A 26,544-nucleotide genomic window follows, 5' to 3' on the forward strand; every position below is an offset into this window, starting at 1 on the left:
TTAATATATACTGAAACGTCTTGTGCTTGAAAACAAGGTACAACATGAAATTCCAAAGAATTTTAGCTAACTTTCCTTTCGGCAAACAGTCAGCAATCAAGACGCTCGTTCCTCTTCTCCCCCCAAAGCTAAGAACCACATCAGCATTAATCATGAACTTTCAGAGGAATATCTAAAGAGATAGTAAGGAATTTATAAATTTAGGTTGTGCTAGCTTAGAAATTGAACTATGGAGCTAGTTTAGCTGCTTTATTAACTATTTAGGTAGATTTTTTATTGATACAGCAATCAGCATTATATGAACCAGTTTCTAGCTTTGGTATTCTGTACTTGAATTGAACAAAGTAAGCGATCGCGCTCATCAGTTCAATTTGTATTGGGCATTTCTCCCGTTGGCAAAGAACGAATTAACTCCCGAATAAAGTCTGTTGCTGGTCTTCCTGTCATTGAGCAGTATTTTTCTAATATTTCTGCTTCACCTGATGTCAGATTTATTGTTATTCGTTTAACAGCCCATTTTTTATTCACTGGTTAAATTAACTTGACTTGAAACTATTCTTATGGTATCAATCACTCAAACTGTTATGACAATGATAAATGTAAGGATATTAGCCTCAAGAAGCTGTGAAGTAAACGCTGCAAACTTTGAAACCGTAGTGAAGAGTCTAAATAGAGTATAATGTATGAATTTTAGGTGATTTAGAAGTAAATATTATGAATATAACATCAATATTATTGCTTTAGTTATAGTTTTGGTTTGCCAGAATATACAGATATTAAACGCTGCTTAACTAAGTAATCAATTTGATAAATAAGCGCTCCTTGAATTAACCATATAATCCCAAATATTACTATAATCTGCTGCTCAAACTGGGTGTAAGTTTCAGGAGGTTTTGTATAACTCAGATGAAATACAGGTAAAATTATAGTGCAAACTAAACAAGTAACCAAAGTAGATAAGATAATTACAAGCCAGCCGTATAGACCTTCCCACCAACTCATTAATTTTGGTATTATCCCTGTTACAATCCCTATTTCTGGTGCTTGAATTTCTGAAATAAAACGGCTGAAGAACAAATGTAAATAGTGATGCGTAAAAGCAATAACGGCAATTGGAGACAGGAGAGTTATTATCACAAATATAGCCAGTAACTCTGGGCTATTTGCAAACTTAGCAACATCATATCCTAATTTTATTGAAATTTCAGCTACAAATCCAATTACTCTCAGGAATATCATTAAAATAAAGGATTTTAACCAGCAACTAGGATATGGTAGATATGTAGGCCAATGAGACTTTCGCCGTTTTTGTTCTCCATTGTCTACAATATTTGGTTTATTCATAGTATGAAAATAAAAACAATGTTCTATGTTTAGTATTCCCGTTTTACAATTAAAAACATCACTTGTAATGTGCTGTTTATTCTGACTAGTAGATAAGCCTATTTAGGTTTTACTTAAAAAATAAAGTAGCAACACTTAACTGCTAGAATTATGACGTTTAAGGAGTTTTGGCTTAGGCGTTGGGGTCGTATTTTCGGGAATCTGATAATTAGCCACAGCAGAGGCGATCGCCTGTATTTGCTGTTCGCTCAAACACTCAGGACAGCTACCCATTGCTTGCAGTAGTGCAGGTACACCTTGAAAAACTTGTACTGAGCAATTGTTAACTCCCAACCATTTAGCGATAGGGAAGACCACAGGAGCATAAACGCAATTATTAGGGAGAGCGGGAACTACAGAAACTATCCATTGAGCAAACATCTGTTGATGGTAAGCACTTTGAGACGTTGGACTATGAGTTATTGCCACCCAATTACTGCCTTCTCGACGTTTCCACTTATCGTTGTATGCTGTAAATGAACCCTTCCAAGTTTTGATTTCCAATAAGAAAATGCCTTTTGTACCTATAAGTAAGTGGTCTATCTCGGTTAAACCACCGGAGTTATTAGTAGGAATTAGAGCATTATTGAACATAACCCAAGTATCAGGAAAGTATTGCAATATGGCTGAAATTCCCCATTCACCCATGCTGCCTTTGAGTTGATTTTTGGCTTGCTTAAATTCATAAACGAATGAAGCTAATCCACTTAATGTACTGTCACCTAAAGCTTGGTGAATTTCTTGGCGTACAGCAGACTTTTTAGCAGTTATTTTTTCTTGGAATACTGCTCTTAACTTTAGCGACTGTTGCAGAGTTTTCATAACCAGTTTTCTAATGAACTTGAACGGAATTTTGAGCAGGTTTTGTCTGCATAGTGCTGGACGTATTTAGCTTACGAGATAATGCCAGCACACCCATAGCAAACTGCTGATATACTTCTGGTGGCTTATCCATGAAAATAACAATTGAGTTGCGGTGACTGTGAATTGCTAAATACCGATTTTTATTGGTAATTGCATATACGATTAGAGCAACACCTAAACCAATAATAATTAAGCCGCCTAAAGGCTATCAAGAAACTGCTATCAAGTTTAAAACTGTGATGAAGTAATTGAATAGTTTCTTGAGTATAAAGCTTAGATAATTTTAAAACAAGAACTGTGAATGGGATATAAGGTAAATCATTTTACTTTGTTAAGCAGACAGTAGAAACACATAATAATTAACAGCTTATGAATAATATGTCTAGCAGCAATATTGAGCCAAACTAAATTAAGCCAGGAACAGCAAAGATTCTAGTGAACCGCGATCGCTCTTACTTCAAATTTAACGATTGAATAAAAGATGCGCCCTTAGACTTTAGTTCCTCAGATGATGGTAGTAATGCTAGAGCTTCAACCGCTTGACTATCTTTGATACAAAGTAAACTTCTTTGATACATTAACTTACTGTTAATATTTATACTATTTTTCTTACTTTCTGCTTGTAATGAAGGGCTGGGAACTCCTGTTAAGGTAAAATCTAAACATTTATATCCATTCTTCATAACAGAAGTTTCAGATATCTTTTTACCGTTCACAAAGTTAGACTCATTTGCAGATTCGCTAAGAGCCTGTAAAATTTTTGGAATTTTTTCAGGAGCTATTTTTTTAGCAAAGGTTGATTGAGCTACAGTATATGCAGATTCACCTTTTATAGCTGTCCATGTGCGGGTTGTTATGCCTTTAAGTGGAGTATTAACCTCCTCTACAACAGAACCCGGCATCAAAATGCTGAAGTTCCCTTCTTTAGGAGTAAGTACTTGGCCTTGAGATGATGCAGGAGCGCAAGCCGATAAAGCAAATATGCCCAAGTAAGTTATTATCTGAAAAAATTTATCAGCATTACTCAGTAAATTCATAGTCATTTTAAAAAATTAAGTTTATTCCTCGATTTACCTTTTGTAGCCAAAATAAATCAACAGCTTGCTTTAAGTTAATAAGAGGATAAGCTATCGCTACCCTTTCAACTCATGCACACGCTGCCATTCCTGCTGAGTAATCTTGTAATTGGTAGCATTGGGCTGACGAATCACAGAAAGATTTTTCAGCACAGGGTCTTATTTCAAGTTTTCCCATAGCAGTAGCTTTTCTAACATCTCAATTGTCAAGTGAATCTTGACGCAACTTTTCAAACGATCACAGATAATGTAAATGCAACGCCAGGTATTAAATCGGCTTTGGATCAGGGCAAACGCACGGTTGTTTACCAGACCCTTACTGAATAAGGGAGCTTGCTCAAAAAACAGGCTAAATTATAAAATACCCAAACCCAACCCAAGTCTTAGAGGATTTTTATACTTTAGATGTGTTTACCTTGGGCTTTGGGTAGCCTTTGGAAAATTCTCTATGACTGCGATCGCATCAATTCTCCCTTGCTTTTCCTTAATAAAATTTTTTATAAAGCGGCTTAGTTACGTAATACCACTAGTTGCATTGTACTCAAGCGTACTTTAAAACGGAATAGACTTGTGAGCATCAACTTGCTTGCTCAAAGGTATTAATAAGTAATAATTACTATTTTTACTTATTAATCTGCTGCCAAATTTTCAATACTAATATAGGCTAACAATGGCACAAACTATGAACCATTCACCTGGTTCAATAGTCACCTGTCGCAGTCGGCAATGGGTGATACTACCTTCAGAAAATCAAGATGTTATTCGTCTACGACCGCTTTCAGGCAATGAAGATGAAATTGCTGGTATCTACCAAAAGCTTTTAGAAGAAGAGCTAGAGAAGATTGAATCAGCTACATTTCCTCTTCCTCAAGCTACTAGCGTACAAGATCATGCAGCCGCACTTTTGCTTATGGATGCTGCACGTCTTTTACTCCGTAGCGGTGCAGGGCCTTTTCGTTGTTTAGGACGATTGTCATTGCGTCCCCGTCCTTACCAGTTAGTTCCTTTATTGATGGCACTAAAGTTAGAGACGGTAAAACTGCTTGTAGCTGATGACGTGGGTATTGGTAAGACCATCGAAGCTGGATTGATAGCTCGTGAATTGCTAGACCGAGGTGAGGTGAAGCGAATTGCAGTACTGTGTCCACCACACTTATGCGATCAATGGCAGCAGGAATTAAGTGAAAAGTTTCATATTGATGCGGTGGTAGTACGTTCTGGCACAGCTTCCAAATTAGAGCGAAACATACCTAATAATGACAGTGTTTTTAGTTATTATCGCCACCTGATTGTTAGCTTGGACTATGCCAAGGCAGAGCGTCGTCGTGCTAGTTTTATAACTCACTGCCCTGACTTAGTAATTGTGGATGAAGCACATACTTGCGCCCGTCCAAATAAAACCACTACATCCCAGCAGCAGCGACACCAGCTAATTACAGAAATTGCCCAAAAACAAGAACAGCATTTACTGTTACTTACAGCTACTCCTCACAGTGGGATTGAAGAATCTTTTCTCTCACTTTTAGGTTGGCTGAAGCCGGAGTTTGAGCATTTCAATCTCAATAGCTTAACTGACAAACAACGCGACCACTTAGCCAATCATTTCGTTCAGCGCAGACGGGCAGATGTCAAACTTTGGTTAGGGAATGAAACTCCTTTTCCTGAACGAGAGTCAAGCGAGGAATCATATAACTTATCGAAAGAGTACAAAGAACTATTTGATGAAGTCTATAATTTTGCCCGTGGTCTAGTGAAAACGACTACGGCGGACATGAGCCATGCTCAACGTCGGGGAAGATACTGGTCGGCTTTGGCTTTGATCCGTTGTGTCATGTCTTCGCCTGCGGCTGCGATCGCTACATTAAATCGCCAAGTTAGTAAATCGGGCGAACGCTTACTGGCTGATTTAGACGAAAATTTGATGAGTTCTTATGTCCACGATCCCACAGAGCAAGAACAAGCGGTTGATGCATCGCCAACTGTGGTGATAGAACAGGGACAGCAGAGTTACAAAGACGCAGACAAACGTAAACTTAAAGCTTTTGTGCAAGCAGCAGAGAAGTTGCAAGGTGGCAAAGACCAAAAGCTGCAATCGTGCATTGCTACGGTAGAATCTCTGCTCAAAGACCAGATGAACCCGATTGTCTGGTGTCGCTATATTGCGACAGCAAACTATGTAGCTGATGCTCTCAGGCAAAAATTAGAGAAAAAAGGTAGTCAGATCCGTGTAATTGCGATTACTGGAGAACTTTCTGAAGATGAGCGGGAAACTCGACTAGAAGAGTTAAAATCTTATCCTCAAAGAGTGCTAGTTGCTACAGACTGTTTGAGTGAAGGGGTAAATCTGCAAACGCACTTTAGTGCAGTAATTCACTACGATTTACCCTGGAATCCTAACCGGTTAGAACAACGCGAAGGACGTATTGACCGCTACGGGCAAACAGCAACTAAGGTAAAAGCCTGCTTGCTTTATGGTCGAGATAATCCTGTTGATGGTGCAGTTCTCGATGTTCTGATTCGCAAAGCTGTGCAGATTCACAAGTCTTTAGGGATTACTGTTCCCGTACCAATGGAAAGTACTACTGTAGCGGAAGCAGTATTTAAATCCCTTTTTGAGCGTACTACTGAAGTTATTCAGTTATCGCTGTTTGAGTTTCAAGAAGAATCTGCGGTTGATAAAGTTCATAAGAATTGGGACAAGGCAGTAGAACGTGAAAAAACCAATCGGACTCGCTTTGCTCAACGTGCCATTAAGCCTGAGCAAGTAGAACAGGAATTAATTGACTCAGACCAGATTTTAGGGAATGAACAGGATGTAGAGCGATTTGTTCTCTCGGCTTGCGATCGCATATCTTGTTCTTTAATTAAGAAAAAGCAGGGATGGTTACTTTCCCAACCACCGGATTTTCTCAAGTCAACTTTAGGGGATAAGTCGCGTTTACTCTCTTTTACCACCCCAACACCAGAGGGCGTGGAATACGTAGGCCGAAATCACCCTTTAGTAGAAGGCTTGTCACGGTACATCTTAGAAGATGCACTCTCCCATACAAATGAACCGATCGCAGCACGATGCGGCTTTACTACAACTAATGCGGTACAAAAGCGCACAACTTTGCTGCTGGTAAGGTTACGGCATTTGTTAGACAGTTCTAAACGTACTACAGAAACGCGAAATACCACATCTCTACTAGCGGAAGAATGCGCGGTTATTGGCTTTACAGGTTCGCCCTCTAGCCCTAGCTGGTTGACGCAGTTGGAAGCAACATCACTACTGCAACAAGCAAAGCCAGTCAGCGATGTCGGTAAAGCTATTAAGCAGGTAGAAATTAGTGAGTTACTCCAAAGGCTAGAAGAACTCCAGCCAGATTTGGAAAAGTTTGCCAGAGAAAGAGCAGAAGAACTTTTACAAAGCCATAGACGCGTCAGAACAATGACCCAAGAAGGTCGAATTCGCGTCACCCCCCAATTGCCGATGGATGTTCTCGGCATTTTTATTCTGCAACCCGGACGTAAGTAAAAGGCTGGTTGTCCTGCAACTGTGCTGCTAGCAGCTATTAATTTTTTATTTTTAATTCTCCAGATATGAAAACTACATTAACTGCGCTTCAAATCGAAGGAAATTTACTAGCTCCAGATATGACTGCCCAAATGCTAGAAGGCAGAATCAAAGGACAATTACCAGAAGACTTTGGTTTTAATAAAACTGATAAATTAGCAGATGAAATTGCTACTGCTTGGGGTGATGCTAAAGCATACTGGGCAGCATTTCAACGCGCATTGGCAAGGCTCGATGAAAATAACTCGGCTACTACAATTACCCGTGAACTTTGGACAGTGCCATTACTGCAAAGTCTAGGTTATGAACCTGTATACACTGCAACTGCCGAAGTGGTAGAGGAAAAAACTTATGCGATTTCTCACCGTGCGGAAGCAGGAGAAAATAAGCCACCTATCCACATTATTGGTTGTCGGCTAGAAATCGATAAACGTCCTCCTAGTGGCACACCCAGGTTATCAGCACACGCACTGGTGCAAGAGTATCTTAACAAGACAGAGCATCTGTGGGCGATCGCAACCAATGGCTTCCGTTGGCGGTTACTGCGTGACTCTTCCTTGATGACTCGTCTTACTTATATCGAATTTGACTTAGAGCAGATTCTCTGTGGCGAGAACTTTGCTGAGTTTGGGCTATTCTATCGGTTGTTTCACCGTTCCCGCTTACCTGAAGGTATGGATGATGCGGATAAGTGCTTGCTGGAATATTACCACCAAGAAGCACTGCAACAGGGGGGACGGGTACGTGAAAAACTACGGGATGGGGTTGAAAAAGCCTTAATTCAGCTAGGTAATGGCTTTATTCAACATCCGCAAAACGAACGGCTGCGTCAAAAACTTGGAATTATCCCCAATTATGAAGCAGAAGTTACAAATTACGAATTCTATCGCCAATTGTTGCGATTAATTTATCGCTTGCTGTTTTTAATGGTGGCAGAATCTCGCAATTTATTATTAATTGGAGAAGACTTAGAGAAAACGCGAATCTACCGAGAATATTACAGTATTGAACGCTTGCGAGAGTTAGCCGAACGTCCTCATTGGCGACGGGAAGGTTTTCAAGATTTATGGCAAGGTTTGTGGGTAACTTTCTTGCTGTTTGATGAAAACTGGCGCGGTGAAGTACTAGGTTTGTCTCCCCTCAATGGAGATTTATTTGGTTCGGGTACTCTTTCAGCTTTAGATAATTGTGCAATTGATAATTATGATTTACTGATAGCACTTCGTCAGCTATCGTTATACCAAGACAAGGGACAACTACGGCGGGTTAATTATGAGTATTTAGACGTAGAAGAACTAGGAAGTGTGTATGAAAGTTTACTTGATTTTCATCCACAAGTAATTTTGCATCAAGGGATATATGAATTTGCTTTAGTTTTTGGCAGCGACAGGAAAACTACTGGCTCTTATTATACTCCGCCACAGCTTGTACAACAACTGATAAAAACTGCACTTGTACCAGTAATTGAAGAAAAACTTCGCAGTATAAAACAGCAGCTAGGCAATTCAGAAAACAATCAAGAATTAGAAAAAGCACTTCTTAGTTTAAAGGTATGTGACCCTGCTTGTGGTTCAGGTCATTTTCTTTTAGCAGCAGCAAGGCGTATTGGTAAAGAATTAGCCAAAGTCCGTACAGGTGAAGGAGAGCCTGGAATTGAACCTTTAAAATTAGCAATTCGAGATGTTATTCAAAATTGTATTTATGGGGTGGATTTAAACCCGTTAGCAGTGGATTTATGCAAGGTTGCGTTATGGATTGAAGGATTTCCTGGTAAGTTACCACTTAGCTTTTTAGACCACAGAATTAAATGTGGTAATTCCTTGGTTGGAGTATTAGATATTAGTTGCCTAGATGAAGGAATACCCGATGAAGCGTTTAAAGCTGTAACTGGGGATGATAAACCATTAGCAACACAGCTTAAAAAGCGAAATAAGAAAGAACGGGAAAATAAAGATCAACTATCAATTTATGAAAAGTTAGCAACTGATAATATAGATTATGCAGAAATGTGGCGAGAATTGGGGGTAATTCCTGAGACGACACCACAAGAAGTTAGAAGTAAACAAAAGAAATATAAAGAGAATCTACAAGAACCTAATTGGTGGCTCAAGTTTTCTGCCTGTAACTTATGGACAGCAGCATTTTTTATGCCGCTAACTGAACATGATTTGCAGTTACTACCAACAACCGAAGCATTAAATCGGTTAGAGCGCGAAAAAGTAGAAAAAATTTATAAATCAGACAATAGTTACAAATTACGTATTACGAACTACGAATTAAATAACATTGTAAATGCAGCAAATAAATTAGCTGAGGAGAAGCATTTTTTCCACTGGTGCATCGAATTTCCTGATATTTTTCCAGAAAATAAGGGGAAATGGGGATTTGATTGTGTTTTGGGTAATCCACCTTGGGAATTACTTCAAATAGCTGAAAAAGAGTTTTTTGCTTCTCGAAGTGCGGAAATTGCTAACGCTATAAATAAAGCAGCACGAGAGAAGTTGATTAAGGAACTACCCAAGGGAAATCCTGAGTTAGCACAAGCTTTTGAAGAAATCAAACATGATGCTGATGCCCAAAACAAGTTTATCCGTGAATCCGGTAGATTTTCTTTAACTGCTGTCGGAAAAATTAATACTTATGCCGTATTCGCTGAAACTACGAGAAAATTAATCTCGCCTGATGGAAGGGTAGGTGTTATTGTTCCTACAGGAATTGCAACTGATGCAACTACATCAGGTTTTTTCCGTAATTTAGTGGAGTCTTCAACACTTAAAAGTATAACCGGATTTAAAAATGAGAGGTTCATTTTTACTGGAATTGAACATGTAGTTACTTTTTGTATTGTTATCCTTGGAGGTTCAAAAGCTAATTTTAATGAGATGAATTTTTCTTGGCTTGCTTATACTTTCTCTGAAGCAAATGACCCGAAAAGGCAATTTAATCTTGATAATTATGAATTTAGCTTATTAAACCCTAACACTTTTACTTGTCCAGTATTTCGCACTGGCACTGATGCAGAATTAACAAAAAAAATTTATCAGCGTGTTCCTGTTTTGGAAAATGAGAAAAGCGGGAGTAATCCTTGGGGTATTTCATTTATGCAAGGATTGTTTAATATGTCAACCGATAGCTATTTGTTTAAAAATCAAGCGGGTAATGGTTTAGTTCCACTCTATGAAGCGAAGATGTTTCACCAGTTTGATCACCGTTACTCAACCTATGAAGATGCAACACAAGCACAGCTTAATGTCGGAATATTGCCTAAACCATTAGAAGAAGTAAAGCAAAATCCACATTTTGCTGTTCAGCCGCGTTATTGGGTGAGTCGAGTTGATCTGAAAAATCGTTTAGCTGAAAAGTGGAATAAAGATTGGCTTTTGGGTTTTAGAAGTATTTGTAGGTCAACTGATGAACGTACTGCTATTTTTAGTGTATTACCTAAAATTGCTATAGGACATAAAGCACCACTTGTTTTGATTAATAATAAAAAAATTATCTCATTAATTGGTTGCCTCTTAGCTAATTTAAATTCGTTAGTATTTGATTTCGTAACTAGACAAAAAATGGGTGGAACTGACTTTAGTTATTTCATCCTAAAACAACTCCCCGTTCTTCCCCCAGAATTATACACCGCAGAAGATATCAAATTTATTAGCGATCGCGTACTCGAATTAGTCTACACCGCCTGGGATATGCAACCCTTCGCCAATGATATGGGATACGACGGCAAACCCTTCATTTGGAACCCTAACAGACGCGCATTATTAAGAGCAGAATTAGACGCATATTACGCCAAACTTTACGGACTCACCCGTGATGAACTGCGATATATCGTAGACCCTACTGATGTCTATGGTGCAGACTTCCCCAGCGAAACATTCCGCGTGTTGAAGAATAACGAAATGAAGCAGTTTGGTGAATACCGCACACAAAGATTAGTTTTGGAGGCATGGGATAGAATGTTTGATACCTAAATTAAACCTGATTATTCTTACAGCAGATTGTATATAAACCAAGTACAAAATCTAGAATCAAAACTAGATACTTAGCCTATTTTACTCAAGACTTCTGAAGTTTGCTGTAATTAAGACGCATATTAGATTTTATTCAATTTCTTCTTAATAAAATTAGATTGGTAAGCAATGAAAGTATTAGCAATTGTTGGTATGCCTGGTTCTGGTAAAAGTACAGTAACAGAATATTTTAAAAATCATAACTTGCCTGTATTAAGCTTTGGAGACTTAATCAGAGAAGAAATCTTAAAACGCGGACTAGAAATTACGCCCCTGACAGAGCCAATAGTTAGAGAAGAAATCAGAACTCAGTATGGAATGGATGCTTGTGTAAAACTGTCTTTACCTTGGATTCAAGCTAAATTGATGAAAAATTCTTTTGTTATCATTGATGGCATAAGAAGCTTTAGTGAATATAAATCTCTGAAAAAAGAGTTCGGTGATAAATTAGTAGTCTTAGCTTTATTTACTTCCAAGCATATCCGTTATAAACGCCTAGCTTCTAGAACAATAAGACCATTTAAAAGAGATGAAGCTGAAGCACGAGATTATAGAGAAATTGAGAAAATCGAACTAGGTGGAACTATAGCTATAGCAGATTTTATGATTATTAATGATGGTCTATCAGAAGAATTATTTCACAAAGTGGAAACTTTACTCACTAATTTAGTTACAAAAGTTTCTTAATTTAACAAATCTAAACAGCTACTAAACACTCAAAAAATCAAACAATAGGTAAAATAATGGATTTACTTTTAGTTAATATCCCAATCGATTTAGGTAAAAAACCCTATGATTTAGCTTTTTCCTTTTTAAAAAGGCTGAATTTTGGCATTTTAGTAATCGCCTCTTATATGACAGAGAGAGGATTTAATGTTGGTATTTTTGACCCTCAATCCCATCCTGAAGAAGATTGTTTAATAAAACTTTTACAAGAAATTGAACAGACTTCGCCTCAAGTGATTGGTTTATCTTGCGTCAGTGGTTTTAGTTATCCTCCTTGCCTAAAAATAGCTAGCACAATTCGCAAGAGATTTCCATCTATTCCTATAATTGTTGGTGGGAAAGATCATGTTGGACAAATTGCAGAAACAGTATTATTGGAATGTTCAGCGATAGATATAGTAGTGAGAGGTGAAGGTGAGGAGATTTTGTGTCAACTTGTTGAGCATATTACTAACAAAAAGCCTCTTGATACAATTAATAATATTGTTTATCGTGATCTTGATGGAGAGATTTGCTCAACTCATTATGATTTAGCTTTTAATCCTCAAAAAATGACTCGACTTAACTATAGCCTCTATCCAAATTTTCAGACATTTGCACCAAGTTTGGAAGTTGGTAGAGGTTGTACTTTCGGCTGTGAATTCTGTGTTTCTGCAAAAACTGGAGTGCGTAAAAAGGACATACCCTCTATTATTGATGAAGCGGAATATATTACTGATATATATGGGGATAATGAAATTTGTATTTATCTAGAAACACCTATGTTTCTCATGCAAGATGAAGAAATATCCCAGTTAGCTATTCAACGTCAAGAGAGAGGTTTAAATTTTACCTGGAGAACTAGCACGCGTGTAGAATATTTAACTCCAAGCCGTCTAGAAAAATTAGCAAAAGCGGGCTGTCGAATTTTGGATTTAGGATTAGAAAGTGCTTCTTTTGATATTCTTCTCCGAATGGGTAAAACTCGCGATCCCCAAAGGTATCTTGACAGAGCATCTGAAATACTGCGTGCTGCCTATGACCTTGGTATTATGATCAAGCTCAATATTCTTTTTTATATAGGAGATACTTTAGAAACAATAGCAACAACATTTTCTTATCTTACTAAGAATATACCCTATGTCACTAGTGTTTCAGCATATCCTCTTTTACTGTATCCTGGTTCATCTTTAGAAGGGGGAATAAAAGAAGAAGTTAAGCGTTATGGAGGAAATATTATTACAGATGCAGTTTGGCAGTCAAGACATCTATGGCCTATTAACCCTAGTTCGGAATTAACCTATGATTCTCTCCAAGAGCTAGGAGTTTTGTTTGCTAAATCTTTTCAGACTATCGACACTTTCTATACTCAAAAGCGATATGGTTATTTTTCTCCAAAAATTTCCTACACCGAATTTGTCGATGCTGCTATTAATTTTGGTATTGATTCTTTACCTTTTTCCAAAGATTTGAAAGAAACGGAATCAAATAGGCAAGTACTTTGGGATTACTTAAAAGCTGGAATGTAAAACATGAGACTAATCGCTATTTGAGGCAGTTTTTATATTAATATATTAGCTTTTAATTATGAAAATCCCGGTCAAACTACAAGAATTAATCAAACAGCCAGAACCAGCTATTTTATCTATTAGTTCCCTCATCGGACAAAGATTAGCATTAGTTGATTGTACAAATATTGTTTCTATCACCTCTGAACAACTAAACCTAATTTTCACCCATGTTCCCCAAGAATGGGATGATGCAGAACTAACAGAGATTTTTGACACTAACACCCTAACAGACACCTTTGCCAACCAACTTTACCAATACATTGACCATCGCTTAGGACACATTCCCACACAACAAAAAGGCACGTCGTCCCAATTATCAATTCCTGATTCCCTTGATATCTTTAACTTCCGCAACGAGGTAATAGGCGACTACCGCCGCTATATTGAAAGCTTCCTCAAAATCCGCGATCGCAAAGTCAAAGAATTTGTAGACGCAGAATTAGACAAGGGGCAACTCTGGACTGACCCCCTAGTTCAACTCAATCCCAGTTACAAAAAAGGTGCAACAGTTAAAGAGTTAGTACAACAGCAAACGCTTCATCCAGACTGCGAGAAATACTTCTACAAAAAAGACGGCACACCCTTTACTTTCCACTACCACCAAAAGCAAGCATTTGAAACCGCACAGCGCCAAGAACCTTACGTTGTTACCACAGGTACAGGTTCCGGTAAAAGCATGACTTACGTCGTGCCTATCTTTGATGATTTACTGCGTCATCCTGAAATTTTAGGAGTCAGGGCAATATTGGTTTATCCGATGAATGCCTTAATTAACTCCCAAAAAGAAGAACTCGACAAATTTTTACGCCAAGTTCCGAATACTCATATTCGTGTTGAAAAATACACCGGGCAAGAAAGTTTAACCAGGAAAACCGAAATTCAAAACAACCCACCCCATATTTTACTCACCAACTACGTGATGCTAGAGTTAATGCTCTCACGCACTCACGAAAATAAACTGGTAGAGTCTCCCAATTTAAAATTCCTGATACTGGATGAATTACACACCTATCGGGGACGACAAGGTGCAGACGTTGCCATATTGATCCGCAAACTCCGTCAGCGTAGCAAAAGTAATGACGAATTACTCTGCATTGGCACAAGTGCCACCATGTCAACGGTCGGTTCCCGCGAACAACGCCGCCAAGTTGTGGCAGATGTCGCTAGTAAATTATTTGGCGTGGAAATTAAACCCAACAATGTCATTGATGAAACCCTAGAACGTTCTATCCAACGCGCTGAACCTACTATTGAACAACTGTGCCAAGGAATCTTGGCAGGTTTACCAACCGAGTTAGAACAAACACTAATAGAATTCCGAAACCACTCCTTGAGCCACTGGATCGAGATGAACTTCGGTTTAGAAGAAAGAGAAGGACATCTCGTTCGCCGTCAACCCATCAGCTTAGAAACAGGTGCAACCAAACTTGCCGAACAAACCCAGCTTCTAGAGGAAACTTGTCTAACAGTCCTCAAACAGATGTTCCTGTGGGGAAGTAAAACTAATGGACTTGCCTTTCGCCTACATCAGTTTATTTCCCAAGGGGGAAGCGTTTACGCCACTATTGAAAATCGAGACAAACGCCATTTAACCCTTGAAGGTCAATATACAACCACCGACAACCGCCTGCTTTATCCCCTCGTTTTTTGCCGGGAATGCGGACAAGATTATTATGTCGTTCGCTACGATGCGGATAAGCATATTACCCTGCCCCAATTGCCTACTGCATTAGATATTAGTCCTGATGATGCAGATATTACCGAAGGTTATCTTACCCTTGATGAACCAGAACTTTGGGATACAAGCGATGAAGATAGACTTCCTGACTCTTGGTTTAGTGAAACTAAAAAGAAAGGACGGGTTGCCAAAAAAGACTTTGCACGGTTTATTCCTCGAAAACTCCAAATCCTACCCAATGGTAAAGTTACATCCTCCCTGTTGCAAGGAACTACTTGTTGGTTTATTCCTAAACCCTTTTTGACCTGTCTCAACTGCGGCGTACTTCATGATAAGAAGCGCAACGAATTTGCTAAACTCTCTCGCCTCAGCAGTGAAGGACGCAGTACCGCGACCACTCTACTTTGTCTTTCTACCACCAGCCGCCTCAAGCAAGTCTTTACAGGGGAGAAAGCTAAAGCTGCCAAAATCCTCAGTTTTACTGATAATCGTCAAGATGCTTCATTACAAGCAGGGCATTTCAATGATTTTGTCCAAACCAGTTTCTTACGGGCTGCACTTTTAGGCGCAATTCAAGCCAAAGGGCAACTCACCCACAGCGAATTAGCTAGTGTAGTCGTCCACTACATGGGAATTACTCAAAACGACTATGCCAAGCAACCAGCAGAATTTAGTGGCGGTAAGCGGCGCAATGAAGAAGCCTTTCGCAAACTGATTGAATATCGCCTTTACGAAGACTTGCGTCGGGGATGGCGCATCGTCCAACCCAACCTCGAACAGTGCGGACTGTTAGTGATTGAATATAATGGACTACAAGAAGACTGTGCTGACAACAACCTTTGGCAAAAACACCGCCATCCTCTTTTACTACAAGCCACTCCGCAAGAACGTTTCATCATTACCCAAGCATTCCTTAACCATCTGAGGCGAGAATTGGCAATTGATGCCAAACTTTTACAACCAGACCAGAAAGATTCACTCAAAAGCGAAGTTATTCAAGCTCTTAAAGAACCTTGGGTATTCGATGAAAATGAGTACTTATACTTAGCAACTTGGGCAACTATTAGCACTGGTGGTAATGAAAGAGCCAAAGTCAAACTTACTACTAGAAGTAAAATTGGACGATTTTTGCGATCGCCGAATACATGGTCGCTCCTTAGCCACCTTTTAACAGATGTAGAGTTCAATAGCTTAATCACTACTCTAATTGATGCTTTATGTGATGCTGGCTACCTAGTGCAAGAAAAATCTGAGGTGCAGCTACGCATAGACTCACTACTATGGAAAGCAACTAACCTCAAGGAAATCCCTACCGATCCCTTAACATCGCGTCGCTTGCAGGGTAACGATAAACCCAATATATCAGTTAACCAATTTTTCCAAGGTTTCTACCAAACCAATGCCTTGCAAATCCAAACAATGGAAGGGCGAGAACATACCGGACAGGTAAGCAACAAAGACCGTCAAGAACGGGAAGAAAAATTCCGTCAAGGACAATTAGCTGCATTGTTTTGTTCTCCGACAATGGAATTAGGTATCGACATTTCCGACCTTAGCGTTGTCCATCTCCGAAACGTTCCCCCCAGTCCTGCTAATTACGCCCAACGTAGTGGTCGTGCTGGTAGAAGTGGACAGCAAGCTTTAGTCATTACTTATGCTTCCATTGGTAGCGGTCACGATCAATACTTTTTCAAACGACAAAATCAAATGGTTGCTGGGGTAGTTGCTCCACCAAAACTAGAATTAGCCAACCAGGATTTAATTAAATCTCATGTTTACTCGATTTGGCTAGCACATACTGGGGTTTACTTGGAAGATTCCATGAATAAAATCTTGGATTTGGAATTAGAAAACTATCCCCTCAAAGACAGCATTCGCCAACAACTTACTCTAAGCCAAGCCAAATTAACCCAATGTCTGCAAGCCGCTCAGTCTATTTTCTCAGATTTTTTCTGCCAAGAGGATCTGCAAAAAGCTTCTTGGTATTCTGTAAATTGGTTACAGAATACCATCGAAAATGCTCTGAATGCTTTTGACCGTGCCTGTAAGCGTTGGCGAGATTTATATATAGAGTCAGTTAAACAGTTAGAATCTGCCCGTCGCACCATTGACCGTTTTGCTAGAGGTGATGTCACCCAAGAAGAACGCAAAAATGCCGAATCACAGTCACGAGAAGCACAACGACAAATTGATTTACTTGTAGGACACAGCCAAGGCAAGAGTAATTCCCAGTTTGAATTTTATCCCTATCGTTACTTTGCTGCCGAAGGGTTTTTACCAGGGTTCAACTTCCCTCGCCTGCCAGTCCGAGCATTTATTCCGCCTGGTGAAGGTGGTGAATTTATTTCTCGCCCCCGCTCAATGGCATTACGGGAATTTGCTCCCAATAATATCCTTTACTACGAAGGTAGTAAATTCATGGTGGCCAAAACAAAAGTTCCCGTTGGTGGCATTGAAGGCGAGTATAAACGGGTGAGTGTCTGCGCTAACTGCGGGTATTACCACGACGGCGATTTTCGTGACACTTGTGAAAACTGCGGTGCAGAAATTAAACCTGATGCTCATGGCAATGTAGCCAAATTGACTCGTGTACTACCAATGGAAACTGCGATCGCTCGTCGTCGAGAACGCATTACCTGCGACGAAGAAGAACGGCTCAAGTACGGCTACAACATCACCACTCATTTCCGCTACGCTAGCCAAAAGCGGGAATCAGCTATTGTTCAAGCTGCTGACGGTACGCCACTGTTCAAATTAACCTATGGAGCTACAGCTACCATTTGGCGAATTAACCGGGGACTGAAGAAGAATAGAGAAGAACGAGGATTTAAGCTCAATCCAACAACGGGTGTATGGGGCGACCATAAAAATCCACTGGCTCAACAGACACCCGATAGCTTGCATACCGAAGTGAATTTAATGGTTGATGATACTTGCAATATCTTGATTGTTGAGCCATTAAATGTTCCTGTTGAGGATAAAGAAGCTTTTATTGCCACCTTGCAATACACCTTAGAAACTGCAATTCAAGCCGTTTACAAATTAGAAGCTGATGAACTCGACTCAGAACGACTAGGCGAAGGCAAGTATTTACTGTTCTGGGAAGCTGCTGAAGGTGGTGCAGGTGTACTCTCTCAGCTATTAGAAAAACCAGAGGCATTTAGAAAAATTGCTGATGCAGCTTTCGACATTTGTCATTTTACACAACCTAAAGACAGTTGTATTCAAGCTTGCTATGAATGTTTGCTTTCTTACCGCAATCAATTTGACCATGCACTGATAAATCGTCATTTAATCAAACCTTGGCTTGACCTCTTACTGGAGAGCAGCGTTATTACTCAAGTCAAAGGGCTTTCTCGCGATCAGCAATATCAAAAATTGCTGGAACAGACAGACCCTAACTCTGATTTTGAGCGTGTGGTTTTGCAAGAAATTTATCAACGGGGCTACAAATTACCTGATGCTGCTCAGAAATTTATTCTAGAAGCGAACTGTAAACCAGATTTTGTTTATGAGGAGGAGGCGATCGCTATTTTCTGTGATGGTTCAGTGCATGATAGCCCTGATAAACGCCAGCAAGATAAGATTGAGCGCGATAATCTTAGGTACGAGACTGGTTATACTGTCCTTAGCTTAAGCCATAGTGAAGGTTGGCAAACTGAATTGCTTGTTTTAGCAAGTTTATAACCTAGAACAAATCCATCCACTGACCCCTAATTTTGTACAATTGCTCCCAAAGTACCCTTAACTGCACGTAAATAATCATCTGGCGATAGCAGAAGCAACATACCTCGCATTCCACCAGAAACAGTGATCTGCTCAAATAGGGTTGCTGTTTCATCAAGGTAAACTGGATAGTCTTTTTTGCTAGCTAAAGCTGTCACACCGCCACGAATGTATCCTGTTACTGGCTGAACTTCCTTGAGAGCAACTGTCTTACTATATTAATGTAAAGGAAACCGTAGAGCGATCGCTTAACCATCCTTGCATATTTTCTCTGATTTATTCTCCATCTTCCATTGCGCCTAATGCTTTGAGGGAGGCTTTTTCAACTGAGGTTAAACCTGTAACATCTGTGATGTTCATACCTTCATAGGGTCTTTCAAGCATTAAGGTTTTTAGACACTCGCCTGTATTAAAATCCCACAACTTAATTGTCTCATCTTGACTGCAACTAGCTATAGTCGTACTTAGTGGACTGATGGCAACTGACCATACTGCACCAAGATGCCCTTGTAAAGTTTTCAAACATTTCCCCGTAGTGATATCCCATAACTTGATAGTTTGGTCAGTACTGCAACTAAGCAAAATTGTAGCATCAGGGCTAAAAGCAATTGATTCGATAGATCCAGTATCTTGAGGGAAAGTTTTTATGCATTTACCTGTGCTGATATCCCATAGCTTCATTGTCCCTTCATAGCCACCACTAGCAACGATTTTCCCATTAGAGCTAAATGCAACTGAAAGTACTTCATCTGTATGACCTTGCAAAATTTGTATACATTCAGATGTACTAACATTCCATAATCTTAATGTTGAATCATCACTACAACTAACAAGTGTTTTGCCATCAGGACTGAAAGCTAATGATTGTACTGTTTTAGTGTGTCCCTCAAGAGTTTGCAAGCAATTACCGTCACTAACATTCCATAACTTTAAGGTTTTGTTAGCACTGCCGCTAGCAATGATTTTGCCATCAGGACTGAAGCAAATTGACCTAACTCGACGATTATAACTATTAATTCCTGTAATTCCTGTAAATATTTTAAGGCATTCACCTGTACTAACAGACCATAATCTAATAGTTTCATCATCACTATTACTAACAAGAATATTGCCTTGAGGATTGAAACCAACTGACCATACCCTACCAGTATGACCAAGTAAAGTTTGAAGGCATTCACCTGTACTAACAGACCATAATCTCACGGCATTATCCTGACTACCGCTAGCAAGAATTTTACCGCTAGGACTAAAGGTCACTGACCATACCCAATTGATACTATATCCCTGCAAAGTTTTGAGGCATTTACCATCAGCAGTATTCCATAATCTGACTGTTTGGTCATAACTGCCACTAACAAGTATCTGGTTGTCAGGACTAAAAGCAATTGATTCAATCGATTGAGAATGTCCTTGTAAAATTTTCAAGCATTGACCTGTGTGAACATCCCAAAACTTTACTGTCGCATCATGACCTGCGCTGGCAAGAATTTGACCATCATGACTGAAGGTTACTGACCTTACTCCATTACTATTGCTTTGTAAAGTTCTCAGACATTCACCCGTGTTGACAGACCATAAGCGTATATTATCATCATCGCTACCACTGGCAAAAATAGCACTATTTAAACTCCAAACAACTGACATTACCCTTTTTGTATGTCCTTGAAAACTTTTTAAGCATTCACCAGTTTTCACATCCCATATACGTATTGTTTGGTCATCACTAGCACTAGCAAGTATTTCTGCATTAGGATTAAAAACAACCGAAAATACCCAACTTGTGTGCCCCTCTAAAATTTTTAGACACTCACCAGTTTTCACATCCCATATACGTATTGTTCGGTCATTGCTGGCACTAGCAAGGATTTCTGCATTGGGATTAAAGACAACCGAACGAACCCAACCTGTGTGTCCCTGCAAGATTTTTAGACACTCACCAGTTTTCACATCCCATATACGTACTGTACGGTCTGTACTGCTACTAGCTAGTGTTGTACCATCGGAACTAAAGGCAACTGATAAGACCCGGAAAGTATGTGCCTTGAAATTCAAAATTTCTTTACCATCCACCACTGCCCACAAATGAATCTGTCCATTGTCATCGCTGGCTGCAAAAACTTTTCCGTCAGGGCTAAATGCTACTGAATGAATACTACCGAAGGTTTGAGTAAAAACACATTCAGCCAAATTTGCATTAGGCAATTTTACCCGCCACAAAAAAGCATTACTAAAGTCAGCCCCCTTTATCACAGATCCACTAAAATCTTTTCCTTCCAATGCCCTCTTATCAACTTTCACCGCCAACGTTGCCGCATTCCCACCAACATAACCCACCTCTTCCTCATTTTTACCACATGTCAATTCAATAACACTAATTAGAGAGTCTTTATTACCTAACATCGGCACAAGCAAATCCATTACCGCTTTAGTGAGTGATGATCGCCCCAAAGTCTCCCTCAACTTCTCCAGCGACTCACTAATAAAGTCCCTCAACAAAAGTGCGTTCCCCAAAGGGGTTTCCGCATACATCGCCTCACTACTCACTTGACGCGAAAAATAACCAGACCAAGTATAATCAACAGGCGTTGCACTGCTATCAAAACCTGACTGTGCTTTTGCTAATTCTGTAAAATCGCTAGCTAATGCCCCCAACTCAGCCGCAAATTTATACGCTACAAAAAACTCTAACAACGACCTATGCGCTGGAGTATAGTCACCATCAGCATTACGAATAAGCATCGTCTGCGCCATCATGTCGTAATGCCAGTGGTCTAAATCCTTTTCTTCTTGAACAACAGAACCAAATAAGCGGCGAATGCGTTCTGGGAACAGTCGATAATTCAGGCTCATTTGGTCAGTGGACAGCATTTCCCAGGAGAGTTCGCACAAAAAGTAAAGTTTTTCTGCTAAAGAAGTAAAAGTACGCTCCGCTTTGATGTCCCGTTCCATCTTACGCTGCACTGCATACAGATAAACCCTTGACATATCCACAGGTTTACCTGCCTCAATATCTGGCAATGCTTCTAAAATTAATTCAGTCATCACCGGGCGACGAGCTAAGTCTAATAATTGCGGATTGCCTACTACTTGTTCTACTGCTGCTGCTTCAGCTTGGTATGACAAACAGGCACGAATTTGCTCATCGTTGAATTTCTCCAGTTCCAGCACTTCAAATTGAGGTGTTTCACCAGTCAATTTTTTAGTTGATGCTTGCAGCTCTGCATTTAGTAAAGCACGTCCTTCCTTCGCCTCTGGGAAATGCTCAGTACGACAGGTGAGGATGACTTTAGCACCGGGAGCTACAACCTTCGCCAGTTCCCAAAAGTTGTTAATCATCTGTTGACGGTCAACTTTTGCTGCCATTTCGTCAAAGCCATCGAAAATGAGCAGCAACTTACCCATGCGATTGAGTTGGTCAAAAACTTCGCTGTTGATGCGGATATTGTGTTGGGTAAAAAAGAAACCTGCCAAAACATTCTCAACATTTAGTGCCTTGGCAAAGTCACGCAGGGTAATTACCAAAGGCAGACGGGGACGTTCAACGCCACGTTTTTGGGCATCGCGGTAACGTTGCAATGCAGTCCAAGCATAGTGAAAGACAAACCAAGTTTTACCTGTACCAAATTCTCCCAAAATTGAAATATGCTCTTTAGCTGGGTCATCAAGCCAAAGGTCGATATACCCATCAATCCAGCCGTCTTCTTCCTCATAACGACTCGCCCCAATCCGCCGCTTGGTAATTGGGTCAATTTCTTCTTTTGTACAAGCAAGCGGTACATATTTTGTATCAACTTTTCGGCGTTTTATTTCTGCTTCTAACCAGTCGAGATAACCATTAAAGTCAGCATCCAAGTCAATGAGTTCGTCAAATGTAAAACAGTCAAGGTGACGATTTTCTTCTTTCTTGACTTCATCTCTTGCTGCGCGGGAAATCCGACGGGTAGTCACCAGCCATCCTTCATCAGTTTTTTGTTCTTCAACTGAGGAACGCAACGCCATGACATCACTCAGTCCCACCTCTCCTGCAACGCCACGTATAAGAATACGGTCATAACTGCGACGTACTGGGATGTGAATTATCCATTCAAAATATTCTTCCGCCCAGATTTCATATTTTTCCAGGCTATAGCCCAAGGTTTCAAACCATCCTCGCATCTGCTGGGCAAGAGCGATCGCTCTACATTGAGTTTCAGTTGCAGTTCCTGGTAGTGCGGGATAATTCTCTACTGCCAACCTTGCTATTTCTGTCCGAATTCCCTCCAGCGTTGGCAATCTTTCCAGTTGTTCTTGGATACAAGCAATCCTTTTATGTAGAGAACCAATTTTCTGGTTTAGCAACACATCAGAGGGTGTGCGAGTGCGTTTCGCAACTTCAATAAATACAGTCGCAAATTCAGCCACTTCTCGCCTGACATCAAGTTCCAAACTTCTAATGTCATCACCCAAGGTATAGGTATCTAGAAAAGCATCAACCTCAGAAAGCAGAATTGAGGGGTTATTGTGGTCTAATGCTGTGCGAAAAGCTTGTTTAATTGCTCTTTGTCGGAACAATTCGAGCAATGGCTTAGGTTTGCCTACCCCATATTCTACTAAGGCATAAGCATAAACACCACTAAAATCAGCAGGTGGATGCTCTGGATCGAGGTGAAATTGCTGGAGTAACTTAATTACAGTCTCCGAACGCAGAATTTTTTCTTTAATCAAAGGGTTGGCGATGCTAGTAATTGCGTTGAAGACCAGATCCAGGTTAATCAAGCTCATTAAAATACTCCAAAAACACAGAGCTATCTTGCTAACTAAGGGTTAATTACTGTTACAAATAATATACCGCCAAAAATAGTTTTATTTTATACTTCCTCAATGATTCTCGAAAGAATACATTTGATAACTGTAATTTACTAAGCGGTCGCTTTGCTCCTCCTGTTCAACAATATTTTTTCAGAGTTGATTGCAAAGTAGATTTTGGAAGTAGTTGATCACTGCTTCGGCGTAGTTCGCCGCAGGCATCGTTTCCGTTCCATCACTCAAGGTATATTCGCGGGTATTCATCGCGTCGAATTAAATTAACAATGATGAAAAGACCACAAACTGTCAAATCATTGGAAGAATTAGGTCGAGTACGTTTGTCAAAAAACTTTTTTATGCGTGATTTTCTGCACTCAGAAATTTCTCTTTCTTGAAGGGATTCCAAATATACCAGATAATCCTGATTTGGCGATCGCCTCCGACAAAAGTCTTTGTGAACAAGTTCTAGAACCAATTCAACAAGCTTTCGGAAGAATCAGCATTCGCTCTGGATATCGATCATCTGCTGTCAATGCTAAAGGTGCAGAAAACAAAAACCAGTACAATTGTGCTAGTAACGCATCTAACTATGCAGTTCATATCTGGGATGTTGCAGACGCTCAGGGTTATATGGGTGCTACAGCCTGCATTATTGTGAATTCTTTCATTGATTATTATGAGAAAACTGCCGATTGGACAGCCTTAGCATGGTGGATTCACGATTACATTGATTATTACAATTCAATCACCTTTTTTCCTAAGTATGCTGCGTTCAATATCGGTTGGTCTGAAAATCCCGAATGCAAAAAACTATACATTTACAGCTATATCCCTAATCCTTACACAAGCAAAAAGGGATATTTAACACGTTTAGGCGCGGAAAATTATTCAGGTTCACATAAACAGTTTTATGAAAAGTTGACAACGCAGTTAGCTATTACACTTTAACTTCAGACTCTAGAAGGCTCAAAAGTTTTTCTTCCAACTCAGTTAGATAAGGACGATTCACCTTCCCCAACGACTGCAACAGACTTTTGACTGTCTCCTCTAGCGAATCGGAATACACCCGACTGATGCGATCGCAAATCACCTGCATCTGCTGACACTCCGCAGGTAAGTAATTGTAAGACTTCAGGTGCTGCAAACCAACAGTACATTCCCCATCCCAAATTCTCACCGTACAGATGAAGTCATTCACTTGACTAACAATCGCCCAACAGCAGCTTTTACCTCTAAGTTCTGGATTGTCCCTGGTTAAAATTTGGCAGACTTCGCCAATTTGGTAGGTGTTGGGTAGTTGAGTACGTTCTATAATTTGTTGCACAACGTCTTTGACGATGCGGCCAGTTGGCACTTTACCACCAGCTTTTTCCACAGCAGCTTGCTAAACCTCCTGCTGTTGTTCGGTTTCTAGCTTGGTCAATGGTCTAACCTGCCCTTCTGCTGTCGGTTTTAATTGCTGCATTTGTTGCAGCGTATGTTGCTGTTATCGGAGCTGCAATTAATATTCAATCAGATGGACTTGTACTTGTTTCGATCGGTGAGCAGGGTGTGGGAATCTTAGAAATTAATTCATAATTTCTCCTTTGTTATTGGTCAACTTTTCACGCCATTTTCGGAGTTCTTCAGGTGTTTGTCTCACCCAATCTGTGACTTCGCCAACGATTTTTAATGGTGCTTGGGAGCGATATGAGCGTGTCGGATTGCCGGGAAATTTTTTGTCTGTAACATTCGGGTCATTTTCAAACTCCCCTGTTGGTTCAACGATATAAACACGTTCACGGTTATCGCCTTTTGCTAATGCAGCAGCTAGTCCCGCCCCATTGACAAGGGCTGTGAAATAAATGTGATTCATTTTGAGTTCAAGTTTGTAATTAGAACTGCCTCCTGCTGTCAGCAAATCGCCAACCTGCAAATCTGCTTTCGTTCCATGATAAAAGGGGCCTTTGTCAGAAGGTTTATCCTTAAACGAAGTTGCTAATTCATAATTCTTTCTTGCCTTGTCAGGGTCGCTTAAGTCCTCATAGCATTTGGCAATGTTTGAATATAGAGAAGGTATTGCACTCTTAACAGTGTTGTTATTTATTTTTAATGCAAACTGCAAAGCCGTTTCGAGCCATTTTAATTTGTCAGAAATATTTTTCTGATATCGAGCTACATAATGGGCTGAAATAAATTTTTCAAAGTCGTATGTCGCTTCGTTCCAGGCTTGAAGAAACAGTTTACTTGCTTCTTCTGGTTTGCCTTTTTCTTCCATGCCCATACCTTGAAGACAGAGTTTAACAACATTGTTGTTTGGGTTGAATTCCATGATTACTTTGTCTCGTAATGATTGTAATTTCGATTTAGTTGCTTGTCCTTAGTCTGTTGAAGTGCATCGTAACTACTGCTAACGGTTCGCTTGAGCGGCTGCAAATAACCTTTACCTCACACCAACACCCACCCTTACCTCTGAGTTCGGGGTTGTCCTTGGCTAAAACTTGGCATACTTCGCCCAAGTGGTAGGTGTTTGGTACTCTGGTTCGCTCCATTATGCGCTGCACAATGTCTTTGACGATTCTACCACTTGGAACTTTACCACCCGCTTCCTCTACTGCCTTCGGCAACGTCAAGGACGAACGCGTAACTCCATAAGTGCCTTTCCCGCCTCAAAAAACGCCCGTTCTACCTTTCGCTCCAGGTGCAAGCGGTAAGCGTAGCCATGCCGTCAGGCTTATCGCTAATTTCTTGCTCGGTTAACTCTGGAATTTCAACAGCAGTAACGGTGATTGTTACTAACCAATCAAGCAAGCTTTTTCGTCATAAATACGCTGTTCGGGTCATCAATGTATTCACCAAAGGGGCCTCGGTACTCAAACCCATACCGTGTATACAAGGCTCGTGCTGAAGCAAATTCTGGAATTACCCCTGTTTCTAAATTCAAGCAATCGTAACCACGCCGTTGGGCTTCTTTAATAATCTGTTCCAGAATCTTTGAGGCGACACCCCTACGTCGGTGAGCCTTGACGGTACGCATTGATTTAATTTCACCGCTTCTTGAATCTAGTTCTTTCAATGCCCCGCATCCAAGCAGTTCTTCGCCATCCCAAGCCGTCCAAAAAGTAATAGGGTGCGACTCTTTTAGGAATACGGTGTATTATAAAGGAGTAATAGATGAATTGCTTTGCAGAGTAGTATAGCCAGT

At 40.1% G+C, this 26,544-nt stretch carries 15 protein-coding genes and 2 pseudogenes; 6 read left to right on the forward strand and 11 right to left on the reverse strand.

What is annotated here, in order from left to right:
- Positions 1–366 precede the first annotated feature (366 nt).
- The 5 genes from CDG77_RS24390 to CDG77_RS24405 form a co-directional block, all read right to left on the reverse strand.
- A complete protein-coding gene (locus CDG77_RS24390; protein WP_094331932.1) occupies positions 367–528 on the reverse strand; it encodes a CopG family transcriptional regulator in 162 nt (53 codons plus the stop codon).
- 216 nt (positions 529–744) lie between these two features.
- The gene (locus CDG77_RS24395) at positions 745–1,344 is read right to left on the reverse strand and encodes a hypothetical protein (RefSeq protein ID WP_094331933.1); all 600 of its coding nucleotides are present in this window, start codon (positions 1,342–1,344) and stop codon (positions 745–747) included.
- A 135-nt stretch (positions 1,345–1,479) separates the two neighbouring features.
- Positions 1,480–2,205, reverse strand: coding sequence for a nuclease-related domain-containing protein (locus tag CDG77_RS24400; RefSeq protein ID WP_094331934.1), 726 nt, complete (start codon positions 2,203–2,205; stop codon positions 1,480–1,482).
- 10 nt (positions 2,206–2,215) lie between these two features.
- A complete protein-coding gene (locus CDG77_RS38640; protein WP_258169752.1) occupies positions 2,216–2,338 on the reverse strand; it encodes a hypothetical protein in 123 nt (40 codons plus the stop codon).
- A gap of 361 nt (positions 2,339–2,699) precedes the next feature.
- Positions 2,700–3,290: a hypothetical protein gene (locus tag CDG77_RS24405; protein WP_223269951.1), complete on the reverse strand. Its 591-nt coding sequence runs from the start codon at positions 3,288–3,290 to the stop codon at positions 2,700–2,702.
- 703 nt (positions 3,291–3,993) lie between these two features.
- Here CDG77_RS24405 and CDG77_RS24410 point away from each other — a divergent pair.
- The 5 genes from CDG77_RS24410 (at position 3,994) to CDG77_RS24430 (ending at position 18,536) form a co-directional block, all read left to right on the forward strand.
- Positions 3,994–6,840, forward strand: coding sequence for a helicase-related protein (locus CDG77_RS24410; protein WP_094331935.1), 2,847 nt, complete (start codon positions 3,994–3,996; stop codon positions 6,838–6,840).
- Between the two features lie 65 nt (positions 6,841–6,905).
- Positions 6,906–10,856: an Eco57I restriction-modification methylase domain-containing protein gene (locus CDG77_RS24415; RefSeq protein ID WP_190234059.1), complete on the forward strand. Its 3,951-nt coding sequence runs from the start codon at positions 6,906–6,908 to the stop codon at positions 10,854–10,856.
- Positions 10,857–11,024: 168 nt separating this feature from the next.
- Positions 11,025–11,582 carry an AAA family ATPase gene (locus tag CDG77_RS24420; protein ID WP_094331936.1) on the forward strand — a complete coding sequence of 186 codons (558 nt, stop codon included), beginning with the start codon at positions 11,025–11,027 and terminating at the stop codon, positions 11,580–11,582.
- A gap of 56 nt (positions 11,583–11,638) precedes the next feature.
- Entirely contained in the window at positions 11,639–13,129 is a 1,491-nt protein-coding gene (locus CDG77_RS24425) for a B12-binding domain-containing radical SAM protein (protein ID WP_094331937.1), read from the forward strand.
- Positions 13,130–13,187: 58 nt separating this feature from the next.
- Positions 13,188–18,536, forward strand: a complete 5,349-nt coding sequence (locus CDG77_RS24430) for a DEAD/DEAH box helicase (RefSeq protein WP_094331938.1) — start codon at positions 13,188–13,190, stop codon at positions 18,534–18,536.
- Positions 18,537–18,562: 26 nt separating this feature from the next.
- Here CDG77_RS24430 and CDG77_RS24435 read toward each other — a convergent pair.
- Positions 18,563–18,763 (reverse strand): annotated as a pseudogene (locus CDG77_RS24435) (YbaK/EbsC family protein); the annotation flags it as partial.
- A gap of 88 nt (positions 18,764–18,851) precedes the next feature.
- Positions 18,852–23,336: an NACHT and WD40 repeat domain-containing protein gene (locus CDG77_RS24440; protein WP_094331939.1), complete on the reverse strand. Its 4,485-nt coding sequence runs from the start codon at positions 23,334–23,336 to the stop codon at positions 18,852–18,854.
- 384 nt (positions 23,337–23,720) lie between these two features.
- Here CDG77_RS24440 and CDG77_RS24445 point away from each other — a divergent pair, with 384 nt between their 5' ends.
- Positions 23,721–24,308, forward strand: a complete 588-nt coding sequence (locus tag CDG77_RS24445) for a peptidase M15 (RefSeq protein ID WP_219852118.1) — start codon at positions 23,721–23,723, stop codon at positions 24,306–24,308.
- Here CDG77_RS24445 and CDG77_RS24450 read toward each other — a convergent pair.
- From CDG77_RS24450 to CDG77_RS24465, 4 genes and pseudogenes are all read right to left on the reverse strand, one after another.
- Positions 24,298–24,735: a hypothetical protein gene (locus tag CDG77_RS24450; protein ID WP_181154430.1), complete on the reverse strand. Its 438-nt coding sequence runs from the start codon at positions 24,733–24,735 to the stop codon at positions 24,298–24,300. The genes CDG77_RS24445 and CDG77_RS24450 overlap by 11 nt on opposite strands.
- 192 nt (positions 24,736–24,927) lie before the next feature.
- A complete protein-coding gene (arr, locus tag CDG77_RS24455) occupies positions 24,928–25,398 on the reverse strand; it encodes an NAD(+)--rifampin ADP-ribosyltransferase (protein WP_442946440.1) in 471 nt (156 codons plus the stop codon).
- Positions 25,399–25,792: 394 nt separating this feature from the next.
- Positions 25,793–26,132: pseudogene (locus tag CDG77_RS24460) on the reverse strand (hypothetical protein); the annotation flags it as partial.
- A gap of 10 nt (positions 26,133–26,142) precedes the next feature.
- Positions 26,143–26,466 carry a GNAT family N-acetyltransferase gene (locus tag CDG77_RS24465; protein ID WP_223269954.1) on the reverse strand — a complete coding sequence of 108 codons (324 nt, stop codon included), beginning with the start codon at positions 26,464–26,466 and terminating at the stop codon, positions 26,143–26,145.
- Positions 26,467–26,544: the final 78 nt, after the last annotated feature.

The organism is Nostoc sp. 'Peltigera membranacea cyanobiont' 213 (genome assembly GCF_002245975.1).
Classification (GTDB): Bacteria; Cyanobacteriota; Cyanobacteriia; order Cyanobacteriales; family Nostocaceae; genus Nostoc.

Coding starts and splice junctions, on each gene's coding strand:
- CDG77_RS24420 (WP_094331936.1), top strand. CDS start 11,025: ATGAAAGTATTAGCAATTGTTGGTATGCCTGGTTCTGGTAAAAGTACA.
- CDG77_RS24425 (WP_094331937.1), top strand. CDS start 11,639: ATGGATTTACTTTTAGTTAATATCCCAATCGATTTAGGTAAAAAACCC.
- CDG77_RS24415 (WP_190234059.1), top strand. CDS start 6,906: ATGAAAACTACATTAACTGCGCTTCAAATCGAAGGAAATTTACTAGCT.
- CDG77_RS24400 (WP_094331934.1), bottom strand. CDS start 2,205: ATGAAAACTCTGCAACAGTCGCTAAAGTTAAGAGCAGTATTCCAAGAA.
- CDG77_RS24410 (WP_094331935.1), top strand. CDS start 3,994: ATGGCACAAACTATGAACCATTCACCTGGTTCAATAGTCACCTGTCGC.
- CDG77_RS24395 (WP_094331933.1), bottom strand. CDS start 1,344: ATGAATAAACCAAATATTGTAGACAATGGAGAACAAAAACGGCGAAAG.
- CDG77_RS38640 (WP_258169752.1), bottom strand. CDS start 2,338: ATGGATAAGCCACCAGAAGTATATCAGCAGTTTGCTATGGGTGTGCTG.
- CDG77_RS24440 (WP_094331939.1), bottom strand. CDS start 23,336: ATGAGCTTGATTAACCTGGATCTGGTCTTCAACGCAATTACTAGCATC.
- CDG77_RS24405 (WP_223269951.1), bottom strand. CDS start 3,290: ATGACTATGAATTTACTGAGTAATGCTGATAAATTTTTTCAGATAATA.
- CDG77_RS24430 (WP_094331938.1), top strand. CDS start 13,188: ATGAAAATCCCGGTCAAACTACAAGAATTAATCAAACAGCCAGAACCA.